The organism is Streptomyces sp. NPDC048565, assembly GCF_040650935.1.
In the GTDB taxonomy this organism is placed as follows: Bacteria; Actinomycetota; Actinomycetes; order Streptomycetales; family Streptomycetaceae; genus Streptomyces.
The window spans coordinates 107,733-125,900 of the sequence record NZ_JBEZIH010000021.1; the positions used below are offsets into that span (position 1 = coordinate 107,733).

The following is an 18,168-nucleotide window of genomic DNA, read 5'->3' on the forward strand; positions in this document are numbered from 1 at the left end:
CGGCGGCCTCGACGGCGGCCGGGAAAACGCAACGAGCTGGGGCCCGCACCCCAAGGTGCGGGCCCCAGCTGCGCCGTACGCCTGAGCGAATCAGGCGGGGGTGATGTTCTCCGCCTGCGGGCCCTTCTGGCCCTGCGTGACGTCGAAGTTCACCTTCTGGCCTTCCTGCAGCTCGCGGAAGCCCTGGGCGGCGATGTTCGAGTAGTGGGCGAAGACGTCAGCGCCGCCACCCTCCTGCTCGATGAAACCGAAACCCTTTTCCGCGTTGAACCACTTCACGGTGCCAGTAGCCATGTCATATCTCCTTCGGGGCGTTGCCCGTGGGCCCGCACTGTGCGAGCCCTACGTCGCCGCAAATGATTGCCCCGTCCGGAGGAAACCGGAAATACAAAAGCACGCTCACCGGAGTGAAACCCGATGAGTGCACTTGAAGTTTTGGGAACCACAACTGCAACTGAGATCAACAGTAGCACGATTCGAGCACAAGCGAGCTGTACGCCATATCACTACGCCGCCACTCCCTCGCGTACGGCATATACCCTCACTGCTCATTCTCGTATTTCTGTGCCGGCCGAAACAGATATGCACACGCGTGCCGGTCAGGAATCGACACCGCTCCGGCCGGCCGTGGGCCGCCGCAGTTCCTCGTTGAGGCGCAGGGCCTCCTCGAGCTGATCCTCCAGGATGACGATCCGGCAGGCGGCCTCGATCGGCGTGCCGCCGTCCACCAGCTCACGGGCGCGGGCCGCGATACGGAGCTGATAGCGCGAGTAGCGCCGGTGGCCGCCCTCGGAGCGCAGCGGCGTGATCAGGCGGGCCTCACCGATGGCCCGGAGGAAGCCTGGCGTCGCACCGATCATCTCGGCGGCCCGCCCCATGGTGTACGCGGGGTAGTCGTCGTCGTCGAGACGGTCCGTGGCGTGCGACGGGGATTCCGGGGGCATCTGCACCTCTTCTGCTGTGCTCCGGGCCACTCATATGGCCTGGCCGCACAAGAAACCCTAGGCGTACGGGTAGGTCATGTCTATTGCGGCCGGGACAGGTTTCCTCCGTCCCCGGCGTCGCCCGCGCGCGGCCCGCAGGCCGGGAGGCGGCCGGCGGACAGCCCGGAGCGGACCCGCGGAGGGCGCGGATACGGCCCGGAGACGGCCGGTCGGAGCGCTCCGTAGTGGCTTGACCACCCCAACGGCACTGACCGGCAGGCCAGTTGTCGGCGGACCTGCGAACGGTCATACTGCTCGGGTAGCCCTTCACGCATCCCCCGTCGTGAAGGGCTACATTCACGCGCGGCCGCCCTGTCCGCGCCCCGCGCGACCCGGAGCACACCGAGCATGAGCGGCACGGACACGACCACCACGGTGGCCCGCACGGTCACGGACGTCCTCCAGCCCCGCAATGTGCTGCTCGTCGGCATGCTCGCCGTCGGACTGGCCTCCGCCGGTGACTGGACCGGGCTTCCCTGGGGTCTTCTCGGCGCCCTGTGTGCCGGGATCGTCCCCGCCGGCTACATCGAGTGGGAGCGCGGGCGCGGCACCTGGGGCGACCGCCATGTCGTGGACCGGACCAAGCGGGCGCCCATCTTCCTGGTGATCCTGGGCTCGGTCGGCACCGGCGCCCTGATCATGGTCCTGGGGCACGCACCCGTCGGCATCCTGATCGCGATGATCTCCCTGTGGGTCATGACGACGGTGCTCCTGGCGGTCAACACGCTCTGGAAGATCTCCGTCGACTCGGCGGTCGCTTCGGCCGTGGTGGCCCTTCTCAGCGTCACACACTCCCTGTGGTGGCTGTGCGCGGGCGCAGCGGCCCTCGCCGTGTGCTGGTCGCGGGTGGCACTGCGCTACCACTCGGTGGCCCAGACGGCGGCGGGCGCGGCTGTGGGTGCGGCGACGGCGACGGCATGCCTCTTCGCCTGAGCCGGAACCGGAATGGGAATGGGAATCGGGCCGGAATCGTGGCCTGGAACCGTGGCCCTGATCAGGGTCAGTAGCCCCGGCTCCGTGAGACGAGCACCGCGATGTCGTCCTCGGCGGTGTCCGCGTACCGGTCCACGACCTCGGCGAGCAGGTCCTCCAGCCGTCCGTTCACCGGGAGCTTGAGCTGGGTGAGGCGCTCGATCGACAGGTCGATGTCCTCGCCCCTGCGCTCCACCAGACCGTCGGTGTACATGAACAGCACCGTCCCCGGACCGCACGGCAGCACCGCGGTCCGGTATCCGCCGAAGCCCGTGCCCAGGGGCGGCCCCACCGGAATGCGCGCCACCCGGCCCCTGGGTGCCCCCGGGTCGAGGAACACCGGTGGCGGATGTCCTGCGGCGGCCAGCGCGCAGACCCCCTCCCGCCGGTCGACGACCGCGATCAGACAGGTCGCCGCCCGGTCGAGGCCGGACTGTTCCACGGCCTTGTCCAGCCGTTCGAGCATGCGGTGCGGCGGCTGGTCGTCCTCGGCGATGATGCGCAGCATCGAGCGGTAGTTGCTCATGGCGACAGCGGCCTCCACCCCGTGGCCCATCACATCGCCCATCACCTTGAGGTGCCGGCCCCCCTCCAGCGGGATGGCGTCGAACCAGTCCCCGCCCACCAGCGCCCCCGCGCCGGCGGGCAGGTAGAGGGACGCGATCTCGATGCCGGGGTCCGGGCCCCGGGGCTCGGAGAGCAGGGAGCGCTGAAGCTCCCTGGCGACACCGTGCTCGCGTGTGTAGCGGTGGGCGTGGTCCACATCGACAGCGGTGATCCCGGCGAGCGTACGGGCGACGACCACGTCAAGCCCCTCCGAGAACGGGGGCGAGTCCCCGGCCCGCACCAGACTGAGCGCGCCCAGGGGCCGCCCGTGCGCGGTGAGCGGCACGACGACCATCGAGTGCAGACCGATGGCACGGTAGGCGGCGACCCGGCCGCGTGCGGGCGCCGCGCGGTCCAGCTGCTCGTCACCGTAGAGGTTCTCGATCACGGGCTGGTCGGCGGCCAGGCAGCGGGGCACGGCCGCGTTCTCCTGGTAATCGATGTCCGTCCCCCGGCCGCCGAACCGGGCGAGCGGATCGGCGAGTTCCGGGATCGTCGCCACGCCGGCCCTGCGCAGCCGCAGAGCGCCGGACGGCCTTTCGTTCCTGCCACGTCCGGTGTCCTCGGGAAACAGCTCGACGATGGCGACGTCAGCCATCTCGGGCACCACGAACTCCGCGAGCTCCTGGCAGGTGGTCTCCACGTCCAGCGTCGTACCGATGCTGACGGTCGCCTTGTCCAGGAGGGTCAGATAGCTCCTGGTCCGCCGCAGCTCCGCACGCTGGTTCCGGGTGGCGGTGACCTCCTGCGCGATCCCGATCAGCCCGCGCACCCGCCCGTTCTCCTCGAACCGGTGGAGGGCCACCCGCCAGTAGCGCCGGGTGAGGACGGAGTCCACCCAGGTCTGCCCGCTGACGGTCATCTCGCGGGGGCTGCCGTCGTCCAGCACCTGGCGCATGACGTCCGTCGGGACGTCCATGTCCGGCAGCACCTCGCCTATGTGCTTGCCCAGATGCGCGGAGGCCGGCACTCCGTTGAGCCGTTCGAGTGCCGGGTTCACGTACACGTAGCGCAGATCCGTGTCGAACACCGCTACCCCGGCCGGGCTGCCGCCGATCAGCGCGGCCGGGCCGACCACGTCGACGGGCGCCGGACCGGTGGGCTCTTCGGCCTGCAACGGAGCCTCCTGGGAGGGTTGTGCCTGCGGATGCGCCGCAGCCGGGCCTCACCGGCCGCCCCAGGCGCTTCTTCCGGAACACGCCCCGGTGCACGGCCCCTCATCGTCCGCCGCCGCGCCCCGCCCCGCATCTCCGCGGGCCCGGCCCACCGGCGTCGAGTCCGTCAAGCGACAGGGTCCCTTCGGAGGCCGCGGCGCCCCGCGGCAGCCCGAACGCCGCCTCGACCCGCTGGGGCACAGGGGTCAGCCCCAGCAGCCCGGTGACCAGCAGGCCCGCCAGGTGGTGCCAGGCCGGGGCCCGGCGGATCATCGCGTGGTCGCTGCCCGGGATCGTCACCAGGCAGGTCCTGGCGCCCGCCCGGCGTGCCCTGGCCGTGAGCGACTGGGAGGCCAGGGGGCTCGTCACCCGGTCCCTCGTACTGTGCAGCAGGACGACGTCGCGGCCCGCGAGCTGCGTCACCGGGTCGCCGGGCGGGCACCACGGGGCGAGGCCCACCACCGAGCGGACCAGCGGGTGCCCGGCGGCGTGCAGAGCGGCGCGGGCTCCCATGGAATGGCCGAGGAGGACCACGGGGATGTCGCCCGCCTCGCGCCGCAGGGCGTCCAGCATCCGCAGGGCGTCGTGCAGCGGGTCCTCACGGGGGCCGTTCCAGCCACGGTGCGTGTAGCGGACGCGCCGCACGCGCACACCGGAGTCACCGCGCACCGCGCGGGCCACCACACGGGCGACCGGCAGCATGCGGAGCCCGGGCAGATTCAGGGCACCGGGGGCCGGCGCCGCCATGCCCGTCTCGTAGCCGCCGTGGAGGACGAGCACCGCTGCCGACGGCGGTCTTCGGGCCACACGTACCTCCGGTTCCTGGGGTGCGGGCCGATGCCCGCGACTCACCCCATATTCGGTGCCGGGCGGCATTCGGATGGGCCGAACGTGTCGACGCGTGGAAAGTGCCGTTCACTGGGGGCCGTACACACCGTTTCCCTACGCGACCCAAGGAGCCGCCGACATGGCGTCAGGACCCCGAATCGGCCTGCCCGCACCGGACTTCACCCTCCCCGGCGGCGTACTTTCCGGTACCGCATCCGGCACCGGTTCCGACAGCGCCTTCGCCCGGAGCGACTGGACGCTCTCCGCCGCGCGCGGCCGGGCCGTCGTCCTCGCCTTCTACCCGGGCGACAACACGGCCGTCTGCACCAAGCAGCTCTGCTCCTACTCCTCGGGCCTCGAAACCTTCGAGGGCCTCGACGCCGAGGTCTGGGGAATCAGTCCACAGGGTGTGGACAGCCATGAATCCTTCGCCCGTGACCACGGCCTGCGCATGCCTCTGCTGGCCGACACGGAGCGCGCGACCGCGCGGGCCTACGGGGTCACCGCACCCGGTATCGGCGTACGTCGCTCCGTCTTCCTGATCGGGCCTGACGGCGTGCTGCGGTGGAAGCACGTCGCCCTGCTCGGAGCCACCTTCCAGTCACTCGGAACACTCGCCGAGCAGCTTTCCGGCATCAAAACTGCGTAAAAACTGCCGGACTCCGGCAGTACCACAACGACGTCCTGTATGGGACCATTCAGCCAGTTCGACGGAAACTTTTCGGGGGAACAGCGAACAGCGGGGAGTGGTCACGTGACCGTTTTTCTTGGTCTCGGCATCGCGGGAATAGTTCTTCTCGCCATTTCCCTGATCTTCGACGGAATCCTCGAAGGGCTCCTCGGTGACGCCCTGGGCGGGCTGCTGAACGGCCTCTTCGACGGCCTGCTCTCCCTGCCGGTCATCGCGGGCTTCCTGTCCATGCTCGGCTTCGGCGGAGCGATCGTCCTCGGCGCCACCGGCGCCGGCACCCCCTTGGCCCTGACGGCCGGCTCGGTGGCGGGTGTCGTCGCGGCCTGGCTGACGTGGAAGTTCAGCAAGGCGCTGATGCGGGACCAGACCGCGGCCACACCGCGAGGTGCCGATCTCGTCGGCACCTCGGGCTCGGTGGTCACACCGATCCCGGCCGACGGTTACGGCGAGGTCCTGCTGCGACTCGCGGGCCAGACCGTGAAGTTCTCCGCGAAGAGCGCGGCACCCGTCGAACGCGGCGCCGAGATCTGGGTGGAAGCCACGCTCTCGACCACATCGGTGACGGTCCGCCCCGTCGAGCGCTGACCACCACCCCGCCCAGCCCTAAAAGCCTGTCTGTCCGAAACCCGCACAGCCGAACACACTGCCGTCCCGTCGGGAGGGCAAGGGGGACACCTCATCATGAGTCCAGTAGCGATCGCCATCGTCGGAATTGTCGTACTCGTTGTACTTCTGGCCCTGGCCGTGATCACCCGGTACAAGGTCGCGGGCCCCAGCCAGGCCTTCATCATCACGGGGCGCCGCGGCAAGAAGTCGACCGACCCGGTGACCGGCCGCACCAGCATCGACAACAGTGGTCAGAAGGTCGTCGTCGGCGGCGGCGTCTTCGTCGTGCCCTTCGTCCAGCAGAAGTTCACGCTCGACCTCTCCAGCCGGCACATCCCGGTCGCCGTGCGCGGCGCCGTCACCCTGCGCGGTGTGAAGTCGAACCTCGAAGGCGTCGCGATCGTCAAGGTCGGCGGCAGCGAGGACGCGATCCGCGCGGCGGCCCAGCGCTTCCTCCAGCAGCAGGACGGCATCGTCGGCTTCACCCAGGAAGTGCTCTCCGGAGCCCTCCGCGCCATCGTCGGCCGTATGTCCGTCGAGGACGTCATCCGCGACCGCGCCGCATTCGCGGGGCAGGTCGCCGAGGAGGCCGAGGCCAGCCTCTCCGGCCAGGGCCTCATCCTGGACGCCTTCCAGATCCAGGACATCACCACCGAGGGTTCCTACCTGGAGGACCTCGGCCGCCCCGAGGCCGCCCGCGCCAAGCAGGAGGCCGACATCGCCGAGGCAATCGCCCGGCGCGCATCGGAGCAGGCACGGCTGAAGGCGGCCGAGGAGATCGCCATCGCCGAGCGGACGTACTACCTCAAGCAGGCCGAGATCAAGGCCGAGACCGAAGCGGCGGCGGCCAAGGCCAACGCCGCGGGACCGCTCGCCGAGGCAGCACGCCAGCAGGAAGTGCTCAGCGAGCAGGAGAAGGTCGCCCAGCGACAGGCGGCCCTGACGGACCGTGAGCTCGACACCAAGGTCCGTAAGCCCGCCGACGCCGCCCGCTACCAGGCGGAGCAGGAGGCCGAGGCCCGCCGCATCGCCCAGGTCAAGGAGGCCGAGGCCGACGCGGAGCGCTCCCGCCTCACCGGTCAGGGTGAGAAGCTCCACCGCTCGGCCCTCGCCGACGCCGTACGCATCGAGGGTGAGTCCGAGGCCGCGGCCATCGCCGCGAGGGGCTCCGCCGAGGCCGAGGCCATGCAGAAGAAGGCCAACGCCTTCGCGCAGTACGGCGACGCGGCCGTGCTGCAGATGCTGGTCGAGGTGCTCCCGAGCGTCGTCGCCAAGGCCGCCGAGCCGATGAGCGCCATCGACAAGATGACGGTCATCTCCACGGACGGCGCCAGCCAGCTGTCCCGCACGGTCACGGACAACGTGGCCCAGGGCATGGAACTCCTCAGCTCGACCACGGGTGTCGACCTGGGCGCGCTGCTCCAGAACCTCCGGGGCAGGACGGCCACGGCCGACGTACCGGCGCCCGCCGGCGCTCCGACGCCCGCCTCGTCCTCGTCGAACGGCGAGCAGATCGAGATCAAGGACTGACAAACCCCGTCCCCACCCGGGCCCGGCCGCGACGCCTCAGCGCGTCAACGCCGGGCCTGCGTGCGTCCGGCCCCGGGAGCGGTGGCGGTCACTGCTGCGGGGGCAGTTGCCGCAAGCCGTTCTCCAGCAGCGCGAACGCGCTTTCCGCGTCGGCCAGCGCGGCCTCGTAGCGCACGTCGGCCGGCTCTCCGTGTGCCAGGCGGGTGGCGTTGTCCTGGGCGAGCACCCACTGGACGGCGACGATCTGGACGGAGGCCAGCCGCGCCATCAACTCGGGGGCGTCCGCCGTCTCCTGCAACGCCATGGCCAGTGCGCCTTCCGCACTGGTGATGAACTTCTCCATGCGGGACCTGAGCGCCGGCGCATCCATGATCATCCGGGTGAGCCGCAGCACCTCAGGCTGGTCGTTGAGCCCGGTGATCGGGTCCCTTTCCCGCAGACCCTCGATGAAGTGCTCGCGGAGCGCGGCCAGCGGACCGGCGCCGGACGGGCGGTCCCGCACCACGCGCCCGGATTCCGTCTCGTGGTCCGCGAGGCGGTGCACCACGAGGTCTTCCTTGGTCGGGAAGTAGGCGAAGAGCGTGCGCTTGGAGACCTCGGCCGCCTCGGCGACCTGCGCCACCGAGACCTGGTTGAAGCCGTGTTCGAGGAACAGCTCGATCGCCGCGTCGGAGATCGCCGCGCGGGTCCGCTGCTTCTTCCGCTCACGCAGTCCTGGCTTTGCGTCCACGGAGTACACCGTAGCACCTGACTCCCCTCGGGAACCTTTTCGCCTCGGGAACTTTTTGCACCTGGTATACATTTAACCCCAGGAGAGATTGAGCGAGGGAGAATGACTGTGCTGACGGAGAAGTCGACCGAGATCGTCGTCGTGGGCGCCGGCCCGGCCGGGCTGATGCTGGCGTACGAGCTGTCCCTGGCCGGGGCCGAGACCCTGGTCCTGGAGAAGCTGGACCAGCGCATCGAGCAGGTGAAGGGCGGCACGATCCAGCCCCGCACCGCCGAGGTGCTGGAGTCGCGCGGGCTCCTGGAGCCGCTGTCGCGCCGGGCCATGGCGCGTGAGCCGGTGGGCGGGCACTTCGGGACCCTGCCCGTGCCCCTGGACTGCGCCCCGTGGCGGACCGGGCGCCCCTTCCCGATCTCGATCCCCCAGTGGGAGATCGAGGAGGTGCTCGAAGAGCGCGCCATCGCCGCAGGTGCGCGGGTGCTGCGCGGCACCGCCGTCTCCGCCGTCGAGCCGCAGGACGACGGCGTGGTCGTCACGGCGGGCTCCCTGCGTGTGCGGGCTCACTACGTGGTGGCGTGCGACGGCGGCCACAGCACGGTGCGGAAGCTGCTCGGCCTGCCGTTCCCCGGCAGCTCCGGGACCCAGCAAGCGGTGCTGGCCGACATCCGGCTGTCCACCGTCTCGTCGCTGGTGCCGGAGCAGATCGGGCACATGAGCACGCTGACCCGCGAGGCCGGGGGGTACTGGTCCATGCTGGTGCCCCTCGGCGGCGACCGGTACCGCATCACCTTCGGGGACATGGACCGGAAGGACACCGACCGGGACACCCCCGTCACCTCCGAGGAGATCTCCGACGCGGTGCGCGCGGTGTACGGCGAGGAGACCACCCTCAGCTCCGTGGACAACTCCTCCCGGTTCGGCGACGCGACCCGGCAGCTCGAGCAATACCGCGTGGGCCGCGTCCTGTTCGCGGGCGACGCCGCCCATATCCACCCGCCGCTGGGCGGCCAAGGCCTCAACATCGGCATACAGGACGCGTTCAACCTCGGCTGGAAGCTGGCCGCAGCCGTCCGTGGCCGGGCCCCGAGCGGCCTCCTGGACAGCTACCACGCCGAGCGGCATCCGGTCGGAGCCCAGGTCCTGCACCACACGTCGGCCCAGCGCGTGCTGGCCTATCCGAATCCGGACCAGGACGTGGCCGCCCTGCGTGACATCTTCACCGACCTGCTGCGCCTCCCCGACACCAACCGCCACCTCGCGGGGCTCATGTCCGGCCTCTCCCTGCGCTACGACCTGCCGGGCGACCACCCGCTCACCGGGCAGCGCGTGCCGGACGCCGATCTGGTCACCGAAGACGGTCCCACCCGGCTGTCGGCGCTCTTCGCCTCGGGGCACGCCGTCCTGCTCGACCTGACCGGAAGCGTCCCGGCCGGCTTCCCGCTGCCGCCCCGGGTCGATCTCGTCCGCGCCACCAGCACCGACGGTCCGGACGCCGCTGTCCTGCTCATCCGTCCCGACGGCCATGTCCTCTGGGCGGCGGACAGCTTCACGGGCCGGAGCGACGCCCTGCTCGCCGCCGTCGACGGAGGCCTGGCGACGACCACGCCCCGCTGAGCCGGCGGGCACATGGTCCGTGAGCGGGGCCATTGACGGGGCCCGTTAAGGTAATGGGCGACTAAAGAAATGATCAAAAGCACCACCTTATCGCCGCGCTCCTCGGGAGGAAGCCATGGGAACCCACCGCACGTCACTGCCAGGAGTCGGCGTCCAGTACGACTACACCACCGAGTCGGGGCAGCACATCTCCGTGGTCGTGCATCACGACGGGCGACGGTTCCTCGGGTTCTACGAGAAGGACGACCCAGATTCGTGCCGCCTCTCCGTACCCCTGACGACCACCGAGGCCACCGGTCTCGCGCACCTCATCGATGCCGCGCCGATCGACGCCGTACGGACCGACGGGATCGACCTCGTCACCGAGCACATTCCGCTCGGGACCCGCTCGCCGTACGGCGGCCGGCTGCTCGGTGACACGAAGGCGCGGACCCGTACCGGCGCGTCGATCGTGGCCGTTCTGCGCACCCACAGTGCGCATCCGTCCCCGGGACCGGACTTCCGGCTGGCCATCGGGGACACGCTCGTTGTTGTAGGAACGCGTGAGGGCGTGGACACGCTCTCCGAGATCATCGCGGAGGGCTGACCGTGCACGACACGACCGCACTGCTGGTGGAGCTCGGCTCCGTCATTCTGGGGCTCGGCATCATCGGACGTTTTGCCGGGCGGATAGGGCTCTCGCCCATTCCCCTGTATCTGCTGGCCGGACTGGCCTTCGGGGAAGGCGGGCTGCTGCCGCTCGGCGCAAGTGAGGAATTCACCGCCATCGGCGCCGAGATCGGCGTCATCCTGCTTCTGCTCCTTCTCGGCCTGGAATACAGCGCCTCGGAGCTCGTCACCAGTCTCAAGACGCAGTATCCGTCCGGGGCCGTCGACTTCGTACTCAACGCGACGCCCGGCGCCATCGCCGGTCTGATGCTCGGGTGGGGCCCCGTGGGGGCCGTCGCACTGGCCGGCGTCACCTGGATCTCGTCATCGGGCGTGATCGCCAAGGTGATGACCGACATGGGCCGGCTCGGTAACCGCGAGACGCCCGTCATCCTCGGTGTCCTCGTGATCGAGGACCTCGCCATGGCCGTCTATCTGCCGCTGCTCACCGCGATGCTGGCCGGCGTCGGCCTGGCCGGGGGCAGCATCGCCCTGCTGGTCGCGCTCGGCACCGTCGGGTTCGTTCTCTATCTCGCCCTGCGCCACGGCAGGCTCATCAGCCGCGCGGTGTCGTCCGACAACCCCGAGATGCTGCTGCTCGTCGTCCTCGGGCTCACCGTCCTGGTGGCCGGAGTGGCCCAGCAGCTCCAGGTCTCCGCCGCCGTCGGCGCCTTCCTCGTGGGTATCGCCCTTTCCGGCGAGGTCGCCGAGGGCGCGCGCAAGCTGCTGACACCGCTGCGGGACCTGTTCGCCGCAGTCTTCTTCGTGTTCTTCGGGCTGTCCACGGACCCGGCCGAGATCCCGCCCGTGCTGCTCCCGGCGGCGCTGCTGGCGATCGTCACGGTCTTCACGAAGATCGGCACCGGCTGGTACGCGTCCCGGCGGGCCGGGATCGGACCACGCGGCCGTTGGCGCGCGGGAGGAACACTGGTCGCGCGCGGTGAGTTCTCGATCGTCATCGCCGGTCTGGCCGTGGCCACCGAGCCACGCATCGGGCCCATCGCGACCGCGTACGTACTGATCCTGGTGATCGTCGGACCGCTCACCGCCCGGTGGACGGAGCCGATCGCGTCGAAGCTCCAGGGCGTGCTGGCCGGTAAGCGGACCAAGCCGGCCGTGGCCACCGCCGAGGCCGAGCCGATGCCGTCGCACGACGACCTCACGCCGGAGCCCGCGGGCCGCGACTCCGACTGAGGGTGCGGCGGGTCCCCGCCGCACGGGTCAGAGCGGGGTGGCCGCGTGGAGGATGCCGACGAGCGTCACCGTCGCATTCAGCGACGACAGCGCCGAGGCCGCCGTCCCCACCGTCGCCGTCACCGCCGCCACGGCCAGATGCGCGGAGGCCGGGGGCCAGAGTCCGGCCGATGGTTCGGGGTCGAGGAGCGCCGCCACCCGACGCGGCACGGGACCCGCCGCCGTGAAGGCGGGGAGCACCCCGGACCCCGGCGGACGGTGCGAGAAGAGGGCCGCCTTGCCGACCGCCGTGGCGACGGCCCGGCGGCTGCCGATGGCGTACGCCGCTTCCTCGTCCGCCCAGCGCTCGGTGCTGTACGCCACGGCCGTACGCAGCGGCAGGAGTAACGGGTTGGCGCGGGCCGCCAGTTGTGTCACCAGCAGATGGCGGTGGTGGCGGCCGGTCAGGTGCGCGCGTTCATGGGCGACGAGCGCCCGGCGTTCACGGGCGTCCAGGCAGTCCATCATCGCGGTGGAGACCACGACCCGGCCGCCGCGCCCGCGCCTGCCCGGGAGGGCGTAGGCGTAGGGGCCGGCGGACGCGACCACCACGAGGTCCCCGGTGCCGCCGTCGCCGGTGTGATCCGGCGGGGCGGCGGCCTCCGGCAGAGCGGCGGCGTCCGGCATAGCGCGGGTGGCGCGGATGCGGGTCCGTGCGTGCCGGAGCAGGGTGCCGCTGCAGGCCGTCAGCACCGCCGCCAGGACGCCGATCGCGACCAGACCGGCCTTCTCCTCGTACGGCACCGCGGCGCTCACCTCGGGCCCTGACCAGCTGTCGGGCAGCGGATTGCCGGGCAGCTGGGCGGTGCCCGCCACCATGAGCAGGACCAGGCACAGGGTGCTGCACAGGGCCAGCGTCGAACTCGCGACGGACAGGAGCCGGGTGGCGCTCCTGGGGTGCAGGTGCTGTTCGGCGAGGCGCGCCATGGGGAGGGCGGTCAGCGGCAGTACGAGTGGCAGGTAGACGAAGACGCCCATCGTCGGTGGCTCTCAGCCTTCCGGAGCTACGGGGCCGTCGGGGTCGTGCGAACCGTCGCGGCCGTCGGGGTCGTCGGGGTCGTGCGAACCGTCGCGGCCGTGCGAACCGCCGACGCCGTCGCTGTCGTCGGCCGCGCGGGAGAGCAGGGCGCGGAGCCTGGCCTCGTCGCCGGCCGAAAGCGCGGAGACGAACCGGGCCAGGACGGCCTCCCTGTCGCGCTCGCCGTCCAGGACGCGGCGCATCCGCAGGGCGGCGAGGCCCGCCTCGTCGGAGGCCGGGGTCCAGGCGTAGGAACGGCCCTGCCTGGCGCGGGTCACGGCCTTCTTCTCATAGAGGCGGGAGAGGATCGTGATGACCGTGGTGTAGGCGAGGTCCCCGTCGAGGTGCTCCTGCACCCAGCCGGCCGTCGCGGCCCCGTCCGCGGACCGCAGCACGGTCAGGACCTGGGACTCCAGCTGTCCCTGGCGGCGCCTGGGCAGCCGCGAGCCGTCCCGGGTCCCGCCGTCGTCCGCGCCTGTGGGCCTGTTCATCCGCCGCATCCTACTGAGTGGCCGGGTGGCCGGCCTGTCGGCCGCCGGGTTGTCCGAACGGCCATCCGCGGTTCTTCTACACAGTTGTAGAGTTTGCCTGGTTCCCGCACCACAGGCAACGCAACCTTATGGAGACGTGTCATGGCCCTTTGGGATCGGATCAAGGAATCCGCGTCGTCGATGCAGACGCAGCTGGAGTCGAAGAAGAACGACCTGAAGAGCGGGTCGTTCCGGGACGCGAGCATGGCCATGTGCGCCCTGGTCTCCGCGGCGGACGGTTCCATCGACCCGTCGGAGCGGCAGCGCGTCGCCACGCTGATCGGCACCAACGACGTGCTGAAGAACTTCCCGGCGGACGACCTCCAGCGCCGTTTCAACGACTATGTGAACAAGCTGACCGCGGACTTCGCCCTCGGCAAGGTCAGCGTGCTCCAGGAGGTCGCCAAGGCGAAGAAGAAGCCCGCCGAGGCGCGTGCCGTCATCCAGATCGGCATCGTGATCGGCGGCGCCGACGGCGACTTCGACCAGTCGGAACAGGGCGTCGTGCGCGAGGCGTGCTTCGCGCTGGACCTGCCGCCGCACGAGTTCGACCTGTAGGACGCACGCTCACGACGCGTACGGCCCTGGCCCCTCGGGCCGTACGCGTCGCGGGCCCTCAGAGCTCCTTCGCGGGCCAGTCCAGCAGCCGGGCACCGATCACCGCGGTCTGCAGCGTGTAGCGGTGCATCGGGTCGGACGGGTCGGAGCCGGTCAGCTGGTGTATCCGCTCCAGCCGGTACGTCAGCGCCCGCACGCTCAGCGACAGCCGGCGGGCCGTCTCGGCGGCGACACAGCCCGCGTCGAAATACACCGACAGCGTCCGCAGCAGCGGTTCCGCGCCACCGCGCGCCTCCTTGAGCGGGCCGAGCTCACTGCGCACCAGGTCGGCCATCGCCTGCCGGTCCCTGGTCAGCACCGGGTAGACCAGCAGGTCGGCGGCGTACAGCACGGGGTCGTCGAGGGCCATCCGCTGAGCCAGGTCGAGGGCGTCCAGCGCCTCGTCGTAGGAGTGGACCACCCCGCCCGGGCCTCGGTGCGGGCGGCCGACCGCGACCTGGCCGCCGTCCGTCGCGGCATGGGACTGCTTCGCGAAATACCGCAGGACGTCCGGCTGGCTGCCGGGGGCTATGCAGACGAGCCGCCCGTCCTTCGTGGTGATCAGGATCTTCCGGCCGCTGAACCGCGCGAGCATGGCCGACTCCACCTGGCGGGGCACCGAATCGGACTCGGCGTAGGCCTCAGGGCCCGCCGCCACCGCGACGGCGTGGGCCCGTGAGAGCCGCAGCCCGAACCGGGTGGCGCGCTCCGCGAGCCGGCCCAGGTCGCTGCGTCCGTACAGCAGGTCGTCGATGAACTCCCGCCGCGCGGCCTCCTCACGCCGTACCGTGATGCGCTGCGCCCGCTCGAAGCCCTCCGCGAACGCGTCGACCGCCTGTTCCACCGCGCTCAGCACGGCGTCGGTGGCGCCCGCGCCCGACGGGGTGATCGGCCAGTGGGCGCTGGTCTCCGCGAGATGGCGCCGCACCAGGGCCCGCAGCTGGTGTCCGGCCTCCGCGGCCTCACGGCCGAGCGTACGCCGGGCCTCCAGCTCGTCGCGGGTGAGCCGGCGGCCGGTTTCCGCGACCTCGGCCAGAATCCGGGCGTAGCCCTCCAGAAACCGTTCGGGGATCTCGGGCTCCGCCACGGCACACTCCTCCACACATCAGCAGCACTGTCACCCCGTCAACGCACGGAAGCCGGTGCCGGTGCCCGGCAGGCCGACCCCGTAAAGGCTGCCGGATTCCGGCAATGCGCCAGGACCGCCCCGGCTGACACGATCAGTCCAGCAACACACGGGGGAATCACGGGGGTTACGGGGGAACACGGGGGAGGATCCGGTTGCTGCGGGGCCGTTCGCGGTGTCGCAGCTCCGGCCCCCTCGACCCCTCCCGACACGCACGGCCTCCCGGACGATACGACATCGCAGGGGGGTGGACCGGATGACCGAGTTCTTTTCCGCGGCAGTCGCGTTCCCGGCTGTCATCTTCAGCGGCGCGCTGGTGGTCGTCATCTGTTTCTGGCTGCTGGTGCTCGTGGGAGCGGCCGGGCCCGACTCCTTCGACACCGACCTGGACACCGGAGCGGTCGGCTTCGGCGGGGTGCCCGTCTCCGTGTCCGTGTCGCTGTTCATCGCCGTCGCCTGGTTCACCGGCCTGGCCGGCTCGGTCCTGGTGCTCCGCGGCGGAGCTACCGGCACCCAGCGGGCCGTACTGCACCTCGCCGTCCTGGCGGGTGCGCTCCTGATCGCCTGGGGGGTGGTCCGCATGCTCGTACGCCGCTTCCGCCGGCACTTCCCCGCGGAACCTCCTCCATCCCGGCAGGACTTCGTGGGTCAGGTCTGCACGATCCGTACGGGATCCGTCAGCGCCGACTTCGGGCAGGCCGAGGTCGCAGCCGCCGACGGGTCGACCGCGATCGTGCAGGTACGGCAGTCCCCCGCACCCGGCGATGTGTTCACATCCGGCAGTACGGGGCTCCTCTACGCCTACGACGCCGACGGCGAGTTCTTCTGGGTCTCGCCGTACGACGCGTCGCTCGCACCGCGGCACCTGCCGCGCGAGGCCGGCTGACCCGCTTTCCTCTTCCTTCTCCGGGCCCTGGCCCGTGGTTCCGCGCGCCGCCTTACGGGCGGCCGGGGCCTGACTTCTTCTTCGTACGTCCCACCAGCCGCAAGGACTGACATGGATGCCATCTCCTGGGGCATCGGCGTGATCATCGCCGTTGTCCTGCTCATCACCATCGCTCTGGTCTTCGTCATCACCCGACTCTTCCGCAAGGTCGAGCAGGGGAAGGCGCTGATCATCTCCAAGACCAAGAAGGTCGATGTCACCTTCACCGGGGCCGTGGTCCTCCCGGTGCTGCACAAGGCCGAGACCATGGACATCTCGGTGAAGACCATCGAGATCCGCCGTACCGGGCGCGAGGGCCTGATCTGCCAGGACAACATCCGCGCCGATATCCACATCACGTTCTTCGTCCGGGTCAACAAGACCGTCGAGGACGTCATCAAGGTCGCGCAGGCCATCGGAACGGAGCGGGCGAGCGACAAGATCGCCATCCAGGAGTTCTTCGCCGCGAAGTTCTCCGAGGCGCTCAAGACCGTCGGCAAGCAGCTCGACTTCGTCGACCTGTACACCAAGCGCGAGGAGTTCCGGGACCGGATCATCCGGGTCATCGGGACCGACCTGAACGGCTACCACCTCGACGACGCCGCGATCGACTTCCTGGAGCAGACGCCGATGGCGCAGCTCGACGGCGCCAACATCCTGGACGCGCAGGGCATCCGGAAGATCACCGAACTGACGGCGATCGAGCACGTACGGACCAACGAGTTCCAGCGCACCGAGCAGAAGGAGATCACCCGGCAGGACGTCGACGCCCGCGAGACCATCCTGGAGCTGGAGCGCCGGCAGTCGGAGGCCGAGATCAAGCAGCGCCGCGAGGTCGAGACCCTGCGGGCCAGGGAGGAGTCGGCCACCTCACGGGTGCAGGAGGAGGAGCGGCTCGGTTCGCAGGGCGCGTTCATCCGTACCGAGGAGCAGCTCGGCATCCAGCGGGAGAACCAGGCGCGCGAGGTCGCCGTCGCGCAGAAGAACCGTGAGCGGGTCATCGCGGTGGAGAACGAGCGCATCGAGAAGGACCGGATGCTGGAGGTCATCGGGCGCGAGCGGGAGACCGAGCTGAACCGGATCGCCGCGACGAAGGAGGTCGAGGCCGAGCGCCGTGAGGTCGCGGACGTGATCCGGGAGCGGATCGCGGTGGACCGTACGGTCGCCGAGCAGGAGGAGTCGATCCTGACCCTGCGGTCCGTCGAGGAGTCGGAGCGCACCCGCAGGTCCGTGATCATCGCGGCCGAGGCGGAGGCACAGGAGAAGCTGGTCAAGGACATCAAGGCGGCCGAGGCCGCGGAGGCGGCGGCGGTCCACCTGGCGGCCGAGCAGCTGACGCTCGCGGACGCCCGGCTGAAGACGGCCGACCTGGACGCGCAGGCGAAGCTGCGGCTCGCGGAGGGTGTCCAGGCCGAGTCCGCGGCGCCGGGTCTCGCGGAGGTCCAGGTCCGGGACGCGGAGGCCGAGGTCACCGAGAAGGCCGGGCGCGCGGAGGCCGAGGCGACCGGGGCCAGGCTCAAGGCCGAGGCGGAGGGCGCGCGACTCAAGGCGCTGGCCACCGCGGAGGGTACGCAGGCCCAGGCGACGGCGGACGCGGCGGTGATCGGCGAGAAGCTGAAGGCCGAGGCGGCGGGGCTCACGGAGAAGGCCGCGGCGATGGCCGCGCTGGACGAGGCGTCGCGCGGGCACGAGGAGTACCGGCTGCGGCTGGCCGCGGAGAAGGAGATCCGGCTGGCGGAGTTCGACGTGCAGCGGCAGGTGGCCGAGGCACAGGCGACGATCCTGGCGACGGGTCTTGAGAACGCGGACATCGACATCGTCGGCGGGGACTCGGTCTTCTTCGACCGGCTCGTCTCGTCGATCTCGCTGGGGCGGAGCGTGGACGGGTTCGTGGAGAACTCGAAGACCGCGCAGGCCCTTGCCGGGCCGTGGCTGGACGGTTCCTCGTCCTTCACGGACGACCTGACCCGGGTGCTGGGGTCCGTCTCCTCGGGGGATGTGCAGAACCTGACGGTGTCCGCGCTGCTGATGGGGCTGATGCGGGGGACGTCGGGGCCTGCCACGGGGCAGGTACGGCAGTTGCTGGCCGCCGCGGAGGAGCTGGGGCTCGCGGGGATGACGGTGTCTTCGCTCGCGGGTGGGGGTGACGGTGGTGCGGGTCCGGCCGCCGGGGCGTCTTCGAACGGGGCCGCGCCTGCGGGGGTGGCGTAGCCGGCCTGGCCGCGTCCCGGGGGGCCGGGTCGCCCTGGCCCCCCAGCGCCTTGAGTTGGGGGTTTCGGCAGGGATGGGCGCGGCCAGGCCCCGAGTTTCCGCCCCTCTCCCGTGAGGGTTCCGTCCTCAAACGCCGGACGGGCTTGATGTGCCGCGCTGGGTTGTCAGT

The 18,168-nt window shown here is 70.9% G+C and carries 18 protein-coding genes; 10 read left to right on the forward strand and 8 right to left on the reverse strand.

The features are described from left to right. Positions 1 to 90 precede the first annotated feature (90 nt). Both AB0C75_RS24445 and AB0C75_RS24450 read right to left on the reverse strand, forming a co-directional pair. The gene (locus AB0C75_RS24445; protein ID WP_031090619.1) at positions 91 to 294 is read right to left on the reverse strand and encodes a cold-shock protein; all 204 of its coding nucleotides are present in this window, start codon (positions 292 to 294) and stop codon (positions 91 to 93) included. Positions 295 to 599: 305 nt separating this feature from the next. Beyond that, the gene (locus AB0C75_RS24450; RefSeq protein WP_362893825.1) at positions 600 to 944 is read right to left on the reverse strand and encodes a MerR family transcriptional regulator; all 345 of its coding nucleotides are present in this window, start codon (positions 942 to 944) and stop codon (positions 600 to 602) included. Positions 945 to 1,331: 387 nt separating this feature from the next. On the opposite strand from AB0C75_RS24450, the gene AB0C75_RS24455 reads away from it, so the two are divergent. Further along, positions 1,332 to 1,916: a hypothetical protein gene (locus AB0C75_RS24455; protein ID WP_362893826.1), complete on the forward strand. Its 585-nt coding sequence runs from the start codon at positions 1,332 to 1,334 to the stop codon at positions 1,914 to 1,916. A 67-nt stretch (positions 1,917 to 1,983) separates the two neighbouring features. On the opposite strand, the gene AB0C75_RS24460 is transcribed toward AB0C75_RS24455, so the two are convergent. Then, entirely contained in the window at positions 1,984 to 3,678 is a 1,695-nt protein-coding gene (locus AB0C75_RS24460; RefSeq protein ID WP_362893827.1) for a SpoIIE family protein phosphatase, read from the reverse strand. Between the two features lie 100 nt (positions 3,679 to 3,778). Beyond that, positions 3,779 to 4,522, reverse strand: coding sequence for an alpha/beta hydrolase (locus tag AB0C75_RS24465; RefSeq protein WP_362893828.1), 744 nt, complete (start codon positions 4,520 to 4,522; stop codon positions 3,779 to 3,781). 160 nt (positions 4,523 to 4,682) lie between these two features. Between AB0C75_RS24465 and AB0C75_RS24470 the strand changes: the two genes are divergently transcribed. From AB0C75_RS24470 to AB0C75_RS24480, 3 genes are all read left to right on the forward strand, one after another. Then, the gene (locus AB0C75_RS24470; RefSeq protein ID WP_362893829.1) at positions 4,683 to 5,192 is read left to right on the forward strand and encodes a peroxiredoxin; all 510 of its coding nucleotides are present in this window, start codon (positions 4,683 to 4,685) and stop codon (positions 5,190 to 5,192) included. 105 nt (positions 5,193 to 5,297) lie between these two features. After that, the gene (locus AB0C75_RS24475; protein ID WP_362893830.1) at positions 5,298 to 5,819 is read left to right on the forward strand and encodes a hypothetical protein; all 522 of its coding nucleotides are present in this window, start codon (positions 5,298 to 5,300) and stop codon (positions 5,817 to 5,819) included. 96 nt (positions 5,820 to 5,915) lie between these two features. Beyond that, a complete protein-coding gene (locus AB0C75_RS24480) occupies positions 5,916 to 7,370 on the forward strand; it encodes an SPFH domain-containing protein (protein WP_362893831.1) in 1,455 nt (484 codons plus the stop codon). 88 nt (positions 7,371 to 7,458) lie between these two features. Here AB0C75_RS24480 and AB0C75_RS24485 read toward each other — a convergent pair whose 3' ends face one another. Then, positions 7,459 to 8,100: a helix-turn-helix domain-containing protein gene (locus AB0C75_RS24485; protein ID WP_362893832.1), complete on the reverse strand. Its 642-nt coding sequence runs from the start codon at positions 8,098 to 8,100 to the stop codon at positions 7,459 to 7,461. Positions 8,101 to 8,202: 102 nt separating this feature from the next. Between AB0C75_RS24485 and AB0C75_RS24490 the strand changes: the two genes are divergently transcribed. From AB0C75_RS24490 to AB0C75_RS24500, 3 genes are all read left to right on the forward strand, one after another. Continuing rightward, a complete protein-coding gene (locus tag AB0C75_RS24490; protein WP_362893833.1) occupies positions 8,203 to 9,711 on the forward strand; it encodes an FAD-dependent monooxygenase in 1,509 nt (502 codons plus the stop codon). Between the two features lie 115 nt (positions 9,712 to 9,826). Next, positions 9,827 to 10,297, forward strand: a complete 471-nt coding sequence (locus AB0C75_RS24495) for a TrkA C-terminal domain-containing protein (RefSeq protein WP_362893834.1) — start codon at positions 9,827 to 9,829, stop codon at positions 10,295 to 10,297. Positions 10,298 to 10,299: 2 nt separating this feature from the next. Then, the gene (locus AB0C75_RS24500; protein ID WP_362893835.1) at positions 10,300 to 11,553 is read left to right on the forward strand and encodes a cation:proton antiporter; all 1,254 of its coding nucleotides are present in this window, start codon (positions 10,300 to 10,302) and stop codon (positions 11,551 to 11,553) included. A 27-nt stretch (positions 11,554 to 11,580) separates the two neighbouring features. Here the strand turns inward: AB0C75_RS24500 and AB0C75_RS24505 are convergent, their stop codons facing one another. Next, positions 11,581 to 12,570, reverse strand: coding sequence for a M56 family metallopeptidase (locus AB0C75_RS24505; RefSeq protein WP_362893836.1), 990 nt, complete (start codon positions 12,568 to 12,570; stop codon positions 11,581 to 11,583). Positions 12,571 to 12,582: 12 nt separating this feature from the next. Beyond that, positions 12,583 to 13,101 (reverse strand): BlaI/MecI/CopY family transcriptional regulator, encoded by a 519-nt coding sequence (locus AB0C75_RS24510; RefSeq protein WP_362893837.1) that lies wholly within the window; start codon positions 13,099 to 13,101, stop codon positions 12,583 to 12,585. Between the two features lie 141 nt (positions 13,102 to 13,242). Here AB0C75_RS24510 and AB0C75_RS24515 point away from each other — a divergent pair, with 141 nt between their 5' ends. Further along, positions 13,243 to 13,698, forward strand: a complete 456-nt coding sequence (locus AB0C75_RS24515; protein ID WP_362893838.1) for a TerB family tellurite resistance protein — start codon at positions 13,243 to 13,245, stop codon at positions 13,696 to 13,698. A gap of 58 nt (positions 13,699 to 13,756) precedes the next feature. On the opposite strand, the gene AB0C75_RS24520 is transcribed toward AB0C75_RS24515, so the two are convergent. Then, the gene (locus AB0C75_RS24520) at positions 13,757 to 14,824 is read right to left on the reverse strand and encodes a helix-turn-helix domain-containing protein (RefSeq protein WP_362893839.1); all 1,068 of its coding nucleotides are present in this window, start codon (positions 14,822 to 14,824) and stop codon (positions 13,757 to 13,759) included. Positions 14,825 to 15,119: 295 nt separating this feature from the next. Here AB0C75_RS24520 and AB0C75_RS24525 point away from each other — a divergent pair, with 295 nt between their 5' ends. Both AB0C75_RS24525 and AB0C75_RS24530 read left to right on the forward strand, forming a co-directional pair. Then, positions 15,120 to 15,749 carry a hypothetical protein gene (locus AB0C75_RS24525; protein ID WP_362893840.1) on the forward strand — a complete coding sequence of 210 codons (630 nt, stop codon included), beginning with the start codon at positions 15,120 to 15,122 and terminating at the stop codon, positions 15,747 to 15,749. A 111-nt stretch (positions 15,750 to 15,860) separates the two neighbouring features. Then, on the forward strand, positions 15,861 to 17,999 hold the full coding sequence (locus AB0C75_RS24530; RefSeq protein ID WP_362893841.1) for a flotillin family protein: 2,139 nt from the start codon (positions 15,861 to 15,863) through the stop codon (positions 17,997 to 17,999). The last annotated feature ends 169 nt before the right edge of the window (positions 18,000 to 18,168 follow it).